Source organism: Marinobacter zhanjiangensis (genome assembly GCF_014651935.1).
GTDB lineage: Bacteria > Pseudomonadota > Gammaproteobacteria > Pseudomonadales > Oleiphilaceae > Marinobacter > Marinobacter zhanjiangensis.
The window spans coordinates 315,886-328,558 of record NZ_BMXV01000003.1; the positions used below are offsets into that span (position 1 = coordinate 315,886).

The following is a 12,673-nucleotide window of genomic DNA, read 5'->3' on the forward strand; positions in this document are numbered from 1 at the left end:
AGAAAGGAAATTAATTAAAATGCAGGTGTTACCAAATGAAACAGGTTGTTCTGGATAAACTGGACCGTCGCATTGTAGCAGTGCTGCAACAGGATGGTCGCATCAGCAACCAGATGCTGGCAGAACAGGTGGGACTGTCACCTGCGGCCTGCTGGCGTCGGGTGCGGGTCCTGGAAGAGGGTGGTGTCATTATCGGCTATAGCGCCCGGCTGGATCCGGACGCCATGGGGCAGGGGTTGTGCGTGCTGGTGAACCTGTCGCTGCAACGCCACACCATTGACAGCACGGCGGAAATCGAGCGGGAGGTGAGCAGCTACCCGGAGGTATTGCAGTGTTTCGCGGTGACCGGCAATGCGGACTTCGTGCTGCGGGTAGTGGTAGCGGACATGGCCAGCTACGATCGTTTCCTCAATGAAAAAATCTTTACCCTGCAGGGCATCGCTCAGGTCAATTCCAACTTTGCATTGCGGGAGATAAAGAATACCCAGATCCTGCCTGTGACAAGGGTTGGAGACTAGAGCTAGAAGCCGGGGCGCTTGGCTTTGACAGCAATCAGGCTGGAATAGTGAGTATTAAATGTTGGTCAGGAAGCGACTGATTTCTTGATTTTTCCCGTTCACTGTCAATGGTAAATAGCAGTATCCGGGTTCAAATCGCGTTGGCACCTTTAATAAATGAAGGAGGCCGACTCCAAGGAGGAAACGATGCTCTATTGGGCTGTTGTGTGTCTGATCATTGCCATCATCGCCGGTGTGCTGGGCTTTGGTGGTATCGCCGGTACCGCTGCCGGCATCGCCAAGGTTCTGTTCTTTATTTTTCTGATCCTGCTGGTAATCTCGCTGGTGGCAAACGCCATGAAAGGGCGTAAGCCCTGACTGGTTGCGAATCCGGGTAATCCAGGCCGGCGCGGTTCGGGCCTGGCGAAGGTTTCCATTTGCCAAAAGCATGTTTTTTCCGCTGGCGGACACAGGTTGTTTCGCCAAGCTTCTCGGACCAGGCCCTGGCCTTGCTGCCTCCGTGAGGGCGTGAATCCCCTCTCTTGCCGCCGCCCTGTCGTGTACAGCTTTTCCTCTCTGACGTATCCTGTGATGCCACTGGTGTGCCCGGGCATTGCGGTACGCCAGTGTCTTGATCCTGGCGGGACCCTGCCCGCTCTTGTGACTTGCAACCGAAACCAACGGAACCGGATCTCTATGAGCGTAAGTACCGTTCTCGTACTGGCCAGCATTGGCGTTGCCTCTCTCTTCTGTCAGTGGCTGGCCTGGCGGGTGCGAATGCCGGCGATCCTGTTCCTCCTTGCCGGCGGGTTAGCGGCAGGCCCGATGTTGGGTTGGCTGCAGCCGGAACCTCTGTTCGGCGACCTGCTGTTCCCGCTGATATCCCTGGCGGTAGCGGTGATTCTGTTCGAGGGCAGCCTTACCCTCAAGTATCGGGAGATCAAGGGCCATGGCAGGATGGTCCGCAACCTGATCCCGGTGGGATCAATCGTCACCGCGTTGATCGGTACGCTGGCGGCCAAGTGGATACTGGATGTGTCCTGGGCGGTGGCGCTGTTGTTCGGTGCCATTTCCATTGTCACCGGCCCCACGGTGATAGCGCCCTTGTTGCGGTCGGTCAGGCCCAAGCAGAATCTGGCGAATATCCTGCGCTGGGAAGGGATCATCATCGACCCGGTCGGTGCGCTGCTGGCGGTACTGGTATTCGAGGCCATTATCTCCTGGGGCCAGGGCAACGTGTTCTGGCACTCTGTGTACATCTTCGGCAAGACGGTCATGGTCGGGCTGGTGCTTGGTGCGGTGGCCGGGTGGCTCAACGGTGTGGCGCTGCGCAAGCATCTGTTACCTCAGTATCTTCATAACGCCGGCACCCTGACCTTCATGCTCGGGGTTTATGCCTTGTCCAATGAGCTGGCCCATGAATCCGGCCTGCTGACGGTCACCGTGATGGGCATCTGGATGGCCAACATGAAGATGGTGCCGATTGACGACATTCTGGAGTTCAAGGAGTCACTCAGTGTTCTGCTGATCTCCGCATTGTTTATTATCCTGGCGGCACGGGTGGACTTCGGCGCCATTGCCGAGCTGGGTTGGGGGCTGGTGGCCGTACTGGCGATCCTGATGCTGGTGGCCCGCCCCCTGAGCATCATGTTGGCCGCCATTGGCACGAAGCTGAACTGGCGCGAAAAGCTTTTCCTGAGCTGGGTTGCGCCGCGGGGTATCGTGGCTGCCGCCGTGTCTGCGCTATTTGCCTTCCAGTTGCAGAACCAGGGCTACGAGGATGCCGGCGCCCTGGTGCCGTTGGTGTTCATGCTGATTATCGCTACGGTAACCTTGCAGAGTCTTACCGCGCGCCCCATTGCCAGGGTCCTCGGGGTGGCCGAGCCGGCCGCCTTCGGCTTCCTGATTCTGGGAGCGAACAGCGGGGCCCGAGCCATTGCCCAGGCGTTGCAGAAGAACGAGATTCCCGTGGTACTCACCGATACCAACTGGGAGAATGTACGACAGGCGCGCATGGATGGCCTGAAAGTCTATTTCGGCAATCCCACTTCCGAGCATGCCGCCACCCACCTGGATCTGACCGGAATCGGGAAGTTGCTGGTGATATCGCCCTACAAACAGCTCAATTCACTGGCCACCTACCACTTCCTGGACTGGTTCGGCGCCAATAGTGTTTACAGCCTGTCGGAGGGGGAGCAGGACCAGAAGGCCAGCCACCAGACTGCCGAGAAGATCCAGCAGACCCGTGGCCTGTTCAATGGTTTGTCGTATCCCAAACTGGCCAGTCTGGTGAGTCGTGGCTATTCGGTAAAGACCACGCAGCTCAGTGAATCTTTCACCTACGAGGACTTTATGGCCCGGCACGACGGGGAGGCCAGAGTGCTGTTTGTCATCAACGACAAGGAGAAGATTCACCCGGTAATGAAAGGCGAAGAGGTTGAGCCGGACACGGACTGGCAACTGATCAGCCTGGTGCCTCCGAGGCCTGACAGGGATCGCAAGGCCGGGGAGGAATCCTCGCAGACCCGGTCTGGCAAGGCCTGAGGGTGGAGGTTGATATGGATACACCACAGTACGCGTTGGTGCTTTTGATGTTGGGTACCTTGCTGTCGCTCAGCATTCTGGCGGATTTCATTGCCGGCCGGACGGCGATCCCCCGGATATCGTTGCTGGTACTGATCGGCGTGGGGGTCGCCGTGGTCCAGCAATGGGTGCTGGGCCAGTCCGCTGGCGTTCTCGAGGGCCTGTCCGAGCCACTGATACAGCTGGCGCTGGTGATGGTCGCTTTCCTGCTGGGTGGGGAGTTCACCTGGGACAGACTGAGAACCCTGGGACCGGTGGTCGCCGTGTTTTCGTTCTCCGTGGTGCTGGTCAGTGGCCTGGTGGTGGGCGCAGGTCTCTGGCTGTTGGGGTTCCCGCTGATCCTGGCGGTCACCCTTGGTGCCATCGCGGTGGCAACGGATCCGGCTGCCGTTACCGAAACCATCCATGAACAGAGGGTTGCCCACACCCGTACTGGTCGGCTTTTGCTCAGCACGGTTGCGGTGGATGATGGCTGGGGTATTGTCGTGTTTGGTCTGGCGATGGCTTTCCTCGGCTGGCACGGCAGTGGTGAAGGGGCGCAGGCGGTGTTGACCGCATTGTGGGAACTTGGCGGCGCGGTGGTCCTGGGCGTGATTGTGGGGGTGCCGGCGGCCTGGCTGACCGGTCGGCTGGCGGCCGGTGAACCCACCCGTGTGGAAGCCATTGCGCTGATCCTCCTGCTGGCCGGTGGCGCTGCTTTGCTGCATGTCTCGGAGTTGTTGGCAGCGATGGTCGCCGGGGCGATGGTCGCCAACCTGGCTTCTCACCATACCCGGTCCTTCAGCGAGATCGAGTATCTGAAATGGCCGTTCCTGGTGTTTTTCTTTGTGCTTGCCGGGGCCAGCCTGGACCTGGGCAATCTGCAGGTGGCCGTCGGCATCACTCTGGCGTATATTGCTCTGCGCCTGCTGGGGCGCCTGCTGGGTGGGTGGTTCGGTTCCACACTGGTGAATGCCCGTCGGGGAGCATTGCCCAGGGGGCTCGGCATGGCCCTGACCCCCCAGGCCGGGGTGGCCATGGGCATGGCGCTGCTGGCCGGAGAGCGTTTTCCGGAGTTTGCCAGTACGCTGATGGCAGCGGTTGTGGTGTCCACCGTCGCTTTTGAAGCGGTTGGGCCCTGGCTGGTTCGCATGACCGTGGCCCGGGCTGACTCATCAGACAACGACAACAAACAGGACGGAGATATAACCCGTGATTGATACCCTGAAGACCTGGCACCGTCTGATGCAGGATCGTGATGTGAACGGTCTGGACGATTTGCTGGCGGATAACGCCGTTTTCCATTCGCCGGTGGTGCATACGCCCCAGGAAGGCAAGGCCATCACCAAACAGTACCTGGCGGCCGCGTTCCACGTGCTGGGCAACGATCAGTTCGAGTATCTGCGAGAGATCAAAGACGGCAACAATGCGGTACTGGAGTTCCACACCGAACTGGATGGCATCGTGATCAATGGCATCGACATGATTCAGTGGGACGAGGAAGGCCGGATATCGGATTTCAAGGTGATGGTGCGACCGCTGAAAGCGGTCAACAAGCTCCATGAGAAGATGGCCGCCATGCTGGAAGCGCGCAAAAGCGGTAGCTGAAGGGCATGCTCCGGAAATCGCAAAGCCTGGCGGCACGTCATTTCTGTAGCGTCTGCCACGGGGGATCGCTGGCGGACTTTGCCCGGGTGGGCCCGACGTTATATCGACGCTGCAGACACTGCGGTGCGACCCTGATGGACCCGGACGGGTGGCTGCCACTGCGGGATGAGCGAGAGGTTTACCGCCTCCACGACAATGCTGTAGGAGACCCGGGTTACCGGCGCTTTCTGAACAAGCTGGCAGAACCCCTTCTGGAACAGCTCACTCCGGGACAGCAGGGACTCGATTTTGGATGTGGCCCCGGTCCGGCACTGGCCGTGATGCTCGAGGAGCAGGGCATGGACGTCACCTGCTACGATCCGGCTTTCTTTCCCGATGACTCGGTCTTCCGCAGGCGCTGGGATTTCATTACCTGTACCGAGGTTATCGAGCACCTGAGAGATCCGCTGGGTGTATTTCACCAGCTGGACGCCATACTCGGGCAGGGCGGGGTGCTGGGTGTGATGACCTGCTTCCAGACCGACGACAGCCGGTTCATCAACTGGCATTACCGGCGGGACCCCACCCATATTGTGTTCTACCGGGAGCAGACCCTTCACTGGCTGGCCGTTCACCTGGGGTGGTCGCTGGAGATCCCCCGCAAGGATGTGGCGCTCTTCCACAAGCCCCGGCTCGCCGATGATGCCAGAATCCGTGTGTCCTGATGTAACTGACCCATGTCGTCTCACTGGGTAGGTTCAATAGTTCATGACCGGGTTTCAAAGACTTGCTGAAGTCGCTGTTTAAAAAGAAATATTAAAATTGTAAAGATGTGCTGAAAAGCGACCTGAGCCATGGATTGAACCGCCCCAGACGGTTTAGCATTGCGGCCTTATTCCGCGATCCGGCCAGGCCTGGGAACCATGGGACACCCGTCAACCAATACACATCGCCTTCGAGGAGCCGTCATCAGCCTGACGGTAACGGCGCTTTGTATGCCGGTGGCGGCGACCGGGACGCCCGGGCAGGAACCGCAGCAGCATCAACGCACCCTGAACCTGTTGCACGAGAGCCTGTTGTGGATCCGGCATCGTCACCATGAGCCCGTTGCGGCGTCGCCGTCGGCGACCGTGCCGGTTCCTGTCCTCGCCAATGGTTCGTCAGCGCCGATTCCCATTTCATCCGTGGCCGCCCGTGACCGCTGGATCGGACAAAACTTCTTCGTGCAGGGTGAGGACCACGAGGCCAAACACGCCGACCGGGTCAGGGTAGGGTTCGAAACCGACCGGATTCCCGGTTTCAGCCAGAATCTTTCCGTGAACTATAACTGGTCTACTTCCCAGCAGCCGGGTGACACCACCATGGATATGGGCATTGCCTGGCAGGTCCCGCTGGGGGACAACCAGCTGTCCTTCCGCGGCCGGCTGCACCAGTACCAGGACGAAGTGGACTCCGCTGATGTGAAACAGGTTGGCGGTACCCGTCAGACCCTGGAAATCGATATGGCCCGCAGCCTCTACCAGGGAAGCCATGGCGGGCTGGATGCACGGGTGATTACCACGGATGTCACCAGGCACTGGTATGAGAACGGTGACCTCTCCGCTGAAGCGCGCCGGAGCTATTCCCTGATCCGGCTGGACGGATACCTGGAGCGCCATCTGCCGGCCATTGATACCTACGGCGATCTGGGGCTGACCATAGAGGGCTGCGTGGCCCTGATGGATGGAGCCGATCAGCAGTCCTGCGGCGAGCAACTGGGCGCTTTCCAGCGCTATAACCTCAACGCCAGCCTCCGGCGCCAGTGGCTGAACATGGACTGGGGCCTCCACGGAGAATATCAGTTCACCCCGGATGAGTTGCCTTCCTGGCGGTATATGGAAGTGGGGCCGGGGATGATTCACGGCTTCGGTGGCCAGGTCATGCGAGGGCGTGAGGGGGGCTGGCTGCGGCTGGACGGCGAGACCCGCAACCGGTTGTTGTGGTCGCCCCTGGAGGTCTATACCAACCTGCGCTTCTCGTTGCTGAGGGGCTGGACCGATGCTGCCGGTGACCCTCATCTCACCAGCCGTGCCAGTGTCGCGGAAGTGCGCTGGCAGGTCAGCGGCGACAACCTTTCCGGCGGAGTGCGGGCCGGCACTTTGCTTGGCAGCACGGGCCCCGGCATCGTGGCCACCCATGTGCCAGACGTCTCGGTCAACCTGTCCTGGACGCTCTAGTATGCCACCCTGAACCCGCCAGGCCACTGTTATTCCGCCATTGATCACGGCTGGCGCCAGCGTCTGCCAGACCTTCCCTGCATACTGCTTACGAAGCCTTCACTTGCTGCCAGGCCCGCCCGGGGCTACAAAAGTACTGTTGTTCAGTCGTTCAATCACTTTGCACCCGGGGAACCCTGATATGCTGCGTCCACTGGCAGGACTGTTTTGCCTGTGTCTGGTAGCCACTGATGCCACCGCTGCAGAAGGTTTCGGTTTTGACGATGTCGCAGGCAAGGCCCACCAGCTGTCACAGAAGAAGTGGTCGGCACCGCCGGGCGTACCCGATTTCCTCGCCGATATCGAGTACAGCCGGTTTCAGGAAATCCGTTTCCGCGAGGAACGCAATCTGTGGCGTGGCACCGATTCTCGCTTTCAGGTCATGCTGACTCCCGCCGGCCATTATTTCTCCCATGCCGTCGCTCTGAATGAAATCCGCGCCGGTGAAGTGAAGCCGATCCCCTTTGTGCGGGACAATTTCACCTATCCCAGCGAGGAGTTCGCCAAGCGTGTTCCCGCCGATCTTGGCTATGCCGGATTCCGTCTGACCTATCCCCTGCGGGGGCCGGACATCAACAACCAGTTCCTCTCATTCGCCGGTGCCAGCTATTTCCGGGGTGTTGGCCGTAACGACGGGTTCGGCCTGTCGGCCCGGGGTGTTGCCATTGATACCGGGCTGCCCAGTGGGGAGGAGTTTCCTTCCTTCACCGAGTTCTGGCTGGAGAAGCCGTCTGCCGGCGCCGAACAGGTGGTGGTCCATGCCCTGCTCGATGGACCCAGCCTGACCGGGGCCTACCGCTTCACCGTCCGGCCCGGGGATGCCCTGGAGATCGACGTCAAGGCCCGGTTGTTCTTCCGCAAGAGCGCGGAACTGCCTGGCTACGCGCCGTTGACCAGCATGTTCTACTACGGTGAGAACACGCTGCGGCCGGACGGCGAGTGGCGGCCCCAGACCCATGACTCCGATGGTCTGCTGGTGGTGGCGGGGGACTCCGGCGAGTGGCTCTGGCGCCCGTTGATCAACCCGGCGTCATTGCGCATGAGTTATCTCAGGGCCGACGACCCGAGGGGGTTCGGCCTGATCCAGAGGGACCGGGACTTCCGGGACTTCCACGACCTGGAAGCACGCTACGAACGCCGTCCCAGCGCCTGGGTCCGACCGGAAGGGAACTGGGGCCAGGGCAACGTGGTGCTGGTGGAAATACCCACCCGGTCGGAAGTCAATGACAATATTGTGGCGTTCTGGTCGCCGGAAGAGGCACCCGCATCGGGAGAGCCAGTCGATCTGAGCTATACCCTGACATTCGGGCCCCCGGGAATCAGTGGTCACCCCTCGGGTATGGCAATGAATACCTTTCTTGGCGATGGCAACCGCATTGGTGGCGGTGATCAGAAGGGCGCCTATCGCATTCTGGTGGATTTTGCTGGCGGCCCTCTCGATGACATCGATGCCGGCGCGGACGTGGTGAGCCAGGTCAGCGGGATTGACAACACCGAGGTGCTTGAGCATTTCGTGGAGTATTCGGAGCCCACCGGGCAATGGCGGCTGTCCATGCTGGTCCGCCCGGCACCGGACCGGAACCTGGCACTTCGCGCCTTTCTTTCCCGGGGCGGAGAACCACTGACTGAAACATGGACGTATGAGTTGCCTCCGGGGGTCGACATTCGCTCCCAGTGAAATCAAGGCGGATCGCCGTATCCGCTACTGACTTATGGAGCCGAGTCATGGACAAAGCGATCTGCCAGCATGCCCTCGACCGGGTGATGCTGTACCTGCAGAGTTACGGGCTGGAGCCCACGCCTTCCGTGTGCCGTCGAGCCCTGGCCCTTATCGACGATTGTCTGGCGGAAGCCGGGGTTGCTGACATGGATGCCTGCGATACCGGGCTGCTTCCCGGTGGTGTGCTGGCCATGGTTTTTGACCGCCTGCCACAGGTGTTTGATCTTTCGGAGCCGGATCTGCCGATCCAGCGGCCACCCATACTGCGCGGGAGTATCGGCTATGGGCCTCCCGTATGAAGTGGATGGGCGCGAGCTGAGGTCGGCAGCAGGGTCCGGTCCTCGCCAGTGGCGGTCGGTTGCCATGGTCAGGCGCTGCCTGCTGGCGGTGGTGGTCCTCGGACAGACCCTGGTTGCCACCTGGTTCATGCTGCAGGTGTTGCCCTATCACGGCGGTACCTGGGTCGAGATGAGTCTGGCCGGTGTTTTCTCCGTGCTCTATGCCTGGATCGCCGTGGGCTTCTGGACGGCGGTCTATGGCTTCCTGATTCGTCTGGCGGGTGGCGACCGCTGGTCGCTGGCGAGCCGGCATGACGAACAGGCCCTGGCGTCAACGCCCCTGGTCCGCACCGCCGTGGTCATGCCCATCTACCACGAACCCGTGCAGCGAACGCTGCGGGGGCTGCGGGCCATCTACCGGGATCTTGAACGGGCCGGGCAGATCGACCATTTCGAATTCTATATCCTCTCCGACAGTCGCGATCCGGAGGTATGGCTGGAAGAGCAGGCGGCCTGGCAGAGCCTGTGCACGGAACTGAACGCCAATGGTCGCCTGTTTTACCGCCGGCGGACCGTCAACCTCAATTACAAGAGCGGTAACGTGGCGGATTTTCTGCGCCGCTGGGGGCGCCGGTGTCGCTACACGGTGGTGCTGGATGCCGACAGCCTGATGGGGGGCGACACCCTGATTCGCATGGTCCGCCTGATGGAACGCGAGCCCCGGGTGGGCATACTGCAGACCAATCCCGGTGTGGTGCGGGGGCGTTCCCTGTTCGCCCGTATACAGCAGTTTTCCAACCGTTTGTATGCGCCGCTGTTTGCCAGTGGCCTGGCGGCCATCCAGATGGGTGATGCCGCCTTTTGGGGGCATAATGCCATCCTGCGGACCGAGGCCTTCATGAACCACTGTGGGCTGCGCAAACTGCCCGGTGCCGGCCTGTTTCGCGGTCCGATCCTCAGCCACGATTTCGTCGAGGCGGCGTTAATGGGGCGGTCAGGCTACGAGGTCTGGCTGGAGCCAACCCTGGGCGCCAGCTATGAAGAGTCGCCCCCCAGCCTGGCGGACGAACTGTCCAGGGACCGGCGCTGGGCCAAGGGTAACCTGCAGCACCTGTGGATCATGCTGACGACGCCCGGGTTGCGGTTTGCTCACCGCATGGCTTTTTTCAACGGCATCATGGGGTATCTGTCCTCGCCGTTGTGGCTGCTGTTCCTGATATTGACCACCCTGGAAGCGGCGCAGCTCGCGCTGATGCCGATCGACTACTTTCCCGGCGATCAGCCCGGACTGTTTCCGCTCTGGCCCGAGTGGCGGCCAGGTCTGGCATTGTCCCTCGCCCTGACCACCATCTCGATGCTGTTTGCGCCCAAGTTCATCGCCTGGCTGGACGCATTGATTCATGGCCGGGCAAAACGCTTTGGCGGGGCCGTGAGAACCCTGGTCAGCGTGCTGGTGGAAACCCTGGTATCGGTACTGCTGGCGCCGATCAAGATGCTGACCCATTCCGCCTATGTGCTGGGCGCCCTGGGCAACCTGTCCCTGAGCTGGGCGGGTCAGAACCGCACCGAGGAAACCCGCTGGAGTGAGGCATTGCTGACCCAGGCTCCGGGTATGGCCATCGGCCTTGCCTGGTCAGCCTTTGCCTGGTACCTGGACCCGCTGTTTTTCCTGTGGTCTCTGCCGGTGGCCATTCCCCTGATAATGGCAGCACCCACCTCGGTCTGGCTCAGCCGCATCCGTGCGGGACAGCGCCTCCGGCGGGCGGGTATCCTCTGTACCCCCGAGGAAACCGGCCCCAGCGACCTGCTCCGGGATACCGATGACGAAGAGTCCCTGCTGCCACACCTTGGCCAGCTGAACCGGTTCGAGGAGGCGGTGCTTCTACCCGGCGTCAATGCCATGCACTGTAGCCTGGCCCGGAGTCATCGTGGCCGGTTACGGCGGGAAACCCTGCATACGATTGCCAGGCGGTGTCTCGACGAGGGCCCTGAAGCCCTTAGCCGTTCGCAACTGAGCCACCTCTGCCGTGACAGCGATACCCTGGCCTGGCTGCACCAGGCGGCATGGCGATCCGACCCCGATACCTGGTGGGGGCGGAAGCTGTCTCAGGTGGTGTCCGCCTGAGCGCGTTCAGGGTTCCTGGCCCAGCAGGTCGATCACCAGCCGGTCTTCCTCGTAGGTATCCTGGCGATACCGGACCTGGCCCTCCGGGCCGGCTTCCGCTGTCCAGTAGGCCATCACCAGCCTGAGTTGATCCGGCAGGGAGACGTTTCGGGTGTCTCCGGAGCGGCGCAGATTCCCGATCCGCTCCAGGGTGTGTTCCGGGGCTTCCCGGAATAGCCATTGGGTCAGTTGCATGGCGTTTTCCACCCGCACGCAACCGGAACTGTAGAAGCGGTCCGGCCTGTCGAACAGCCGGCGGGATGGGGTGTCGTGCAGGTAGACCGCAAACGGGTTGGGGAAGCGAATAACAACTTCACCCAGGGCATTGCCGGGTCCGGCGGCTTGTCGCAGCAGCAGGTTGCCCGGGCTGCTCCAGTCCACTTCCCGGGGGTCCAGCTCGGTACCACTGTGGTCCAGTACCGTCAGCTGGTTGCGTGTGAGGTAGTCCGGGTCGGCCTGTATGGCTGGCAGGGTGTCCTCATGGAATACCGTCGGGGGAATGGTCCAGGTTGGGTTGACGGTAATGTGGCTGATAGTGGAGGTCAGGGCTGGGGTTTTCCGCTCCGGGCGACCCACCTGGGTGTTGCCGCGCCAGACTTCCCGCCCATCGCGAACCAGTTGTACCTGTGCGCCGGCAATATCCACCAGCACCATGTTGTCGGTGTAATAGGGGGCAATCCAGCGCAGCCGTTCCAGGTTGGCCCGGGTGCGGGCACTCCAGACACCGGGTGGAAGGTTCAGTGTCTCCAGGGTTGATCGTCCTGCCAGTCCGTCGGCTGTCAGCCCGTGGTTACGTTGAAAGGCCGTCACCGCCTGCTCCAGCTGGTCATCAAAAAGCGTCGCACCCGGTTGGTCAGGCCGGGGTTCACCGCCTTCTGTCGATTCCGGGCCGGGCACAGTCAGATAGCCCTGGATAGCCAGTCGCCTGGTCAGAGCCGTTACCCGAGGGCCGCTGTCTCCCTGGCGCAGGGTGGGGCCGGGTGGCACGGTTGGCCAGCTTTCCGGCCAGTTGCGCCGCTGGTCCCGGAAGGCGGCTCGCAGTGCCTGGTATGGCCGGATGGATGGCCGCGCATTGCGGTAGGCTTGCCGCAGACCCTGCTGATGATAGAAATCACGATGAATGTTGATGGCGAGTCGTTCAGCGTCCGGGCGTTGTCGGCCCTTGTGCCACATCAGGCCCAGTTCCTCCGGATCCAGCCGACCGTGGGTCAGGTCCGACAGGGACCACGCCAGGGCCAGGGATGCCAGCCGTGACTGGCAGGGTGTGGGCGGCATGCCGGCCCTCAGCTGGTCGGCGATGCGGGCGAGGTCCGAGACCAGGTAGTCCTGCGGGTTGAGGCCATCCAGTCGTAGCCGGTCCAGCTCCCGTAGCAATTGTTGCCAAGGCAGGGGTTCACGCCAGCGTTCAGTATGGGGTTTGATACTGCCCAGTTCGTCGACGGTGTGGGCAACGAATGCGGGTGCTTCCGGTGGCAAGGGGCAACCGGCTTCAACGTCCTGTGCCTGGCTGGTTGTGGCAAGCGTCAGGCATAGCCCGGCGATACCGAGGAACTGACCGACGGTGGGCCTTGGCAGGTTACCCCTGTTGCCGTCCGTCATCCTGACTGCCC

Annotated in this window: 11 protein-coding genes; 10 read left to right on the forward strand and 1 reads right to left on the reverse strand. The window is 61.6% G+C overall.

The genetic code is table 11. The annotated features are described in order from the left end of the window. Positions 1–35 precede the first annotated feature (35 nt). The 10 genes from IE079_RS08175 to mdoH all read left to right on the forward strand — a co-directional run bounded on the left by IE079_RS08175 (position 36) and on the right by mdoH (position 11,024). A complete protein-coding gene (locus IE079_RS08175; protein ID WP_189575300.1) occupies positions 36–518 on the forward strand; it encodes an Lrp/AsnC family transcriptional regulator in 483 nt (160 codons plus the stop codon). A gap of 186 nt (positions 519–704) precedes the next feature. Then, positions 705–875, forward strand: coding sequence for a DUF1328 domain-containing protein (locus IE079_RS08180; RefSeq protein WP_091849020.1), 171 nt, complete (start codon positions 705–707; stop codon positions 873–875). 318 nt (positions 876–1,193) lie between these two features. Then, on the forward strand, positions 1,194–3,041 hold the full coding sequence (locus IE079_RS08185; RefSeq protein ID WP_189575302.1) for a cation:proton antiporter: 1,848 nt from the start codon (positions 1,194–1,196) through the stop codon (positions 3,039–3,041). Between the two features lie 14 nt (positions 3,042–3,055). Next, on the forward strand, positions 3,056–4,279 hold the full coding sequence (locus IE079_RS08190; protein ID WP_189575305.1) for a cation:proton antiporter: 1,224 nt from the start codon (positions 3,056–3,058) through the stop codon (positions 4,277–4,279). Then, a complete protein-coding gene (locus IE079_RS08195; protein ID WP_227712385.1) occupies positions 4,272–4,667 on the forward strand; it encodes a nuclear transport factor 2 family protein in 396 nt (131 codons plus the stop codon). Before IE079_RS08190 ends, IE079_RS08195 begins: the two co-directional genes overlap by 8 nt. A gap of 134 nt (positions 4,668–4,801) precedes the next feature. Then, positions 4,802–5,371, forward strand: a complete 570-nt coding sequence (locus IE079_RS08200) for a class I SAM-dependent methyltransferase (protein WP_227712386.1) — start codon at positions 4,802–4,804, stop codon at positions 5,369–5,371. Between the two features lie 270 nt (positions 5,372–5,641). Continuing rightward, on the forward strand, positions 5,642–6,862 hold the full coding sequence (locus IE079_RS08205; RefSeq protein ID WP_189575309.1) for a ShlB/FhaC/HecB family hemolysin secretion/activation protein: 1,221 nt from the start codon (positions 5,642–5,644) through the stop codon (positions 6,860–6,862). A 181-nt stretch (positions 6,863–7,043) separates the two neighbouring features. Further along, a complete protein-coding gene (locus IE079_RS08210) occupies positions 7,044–8,579 on the forward strand; it encodes a glucan biosynthesis protein G (protein WP_189575310.1) in 1,536 nt (511 codons plus the stop codon). Between the two features lie 47 nt (positions 8,580–8,626). Further along, the gene (locus IE079_RS08215) at positions 8,627–8,920 is read left to right on the forward strand and encodes a hypothetical protein (protein ID WP_189575311.1); all 294 of its coding nucleotides are present in this window, start codon (positions 8,627–8,629) and stop codon (positions 8,918–8,920) included. Beyond that, a complete protein-coding gene (gene mdoH, locus IE079_RS08220; RefSeq protein WP_189575312.1) occupies positions 8,904–11,024 on the forward strand; it encodes a glucans biosynthesis glucosyltransferase MdoH in 2,121 nt (706 codons plus the stop codon). Before IE079_RS08215 ends, mdoH begins: the two co-directional genes overlap by 17 nt. A 6-nt stretch (positions 11,025–11,030) precedes the next feature. Here the strand turns inward: mdoH and IE079_RS08225 are convergent, their stop codons facing one another. Continuing rightward, complete coding sequence (locus tag IE079_RS08225; protein ID WP_189575313.1) at positions 11,031–12,662, reverse strand: L,D-transpeptidase family protein; 1,632 nt, start codon at positions 12,660–12,662, stop codon at positions 11,031–11,033. Between the last annotated feature and the right edge of the window lie 11 nt (positions 12,663–12,673).

Coding starts and splice junctions, on each gene's coding strand:
- IE079_RS08175 (WP_189575300.1), top strand. CDS start 36: ATGAAACAGGTTGTTCTGGATAAACTGGACCGTCGCATTGTAGCAGTG.
- IE079_RS08180 (WP_091849020.1), top strand. CDS start 705: ATGCTCTATTGGGCTGTTGTGTGTCTGATCATTGCCATCATCGCCGGT.
- IE079_RS08185 (WP_189575302.1), top strand. CDS start 1,194: ATGAGCGTAAGTACCGTTCTCGTACTGGCCAGCATTGGCGTTGCCTCT.
- IE079_RS08190 (WP_189575305.1), top strand. CDS start 3,056: ATGGATACACCACAGTACGCGTTGGTGCTTTTGATGTTGGGTACCTTG.
- IE079_RS08200 (WP_227712386.1), top strand. CDS start 4,802: ATGGACCCGGACGGGTGGCTGCCACTGCGGGATGAGCGAGAGGTTTAC.
- IE079_RS08205 (WP_189575309.1), top strand. CDS start 5,642: ATGCCGGTGGCGGCGACCGGGACGCCCGGGCAGGAACCGCAGCAGCAT.
- IE079_RS08210 (WP_189575310.1), top strand. CDS start 7,044: ATGCTGCGTCCACTGGCAGGACTGTTTTGCCTGTGTCTGGTAGCCACT.
- IE079_RS08215 (WP_189575311.1), top strand. CDS start 8,627: ATGGACAAAGCGATCTGCCAGCATGCCCTCGACCGGGTGATGCTGTAC.
- mdoH (WP_189575312.1), top strand. CDS start 8,904: ATGGGCCTCCCGTATGAAGTGGATGGGCGCGAGCTGAGGTCGGCAGCA.
- IE079_RS08225 (WP_189575313.1), bottom strand. CDS start 12,662: ATGACGGACGGCAACAGGGGTAACCTGCCAAGGCCCACCGTCGGTCAG.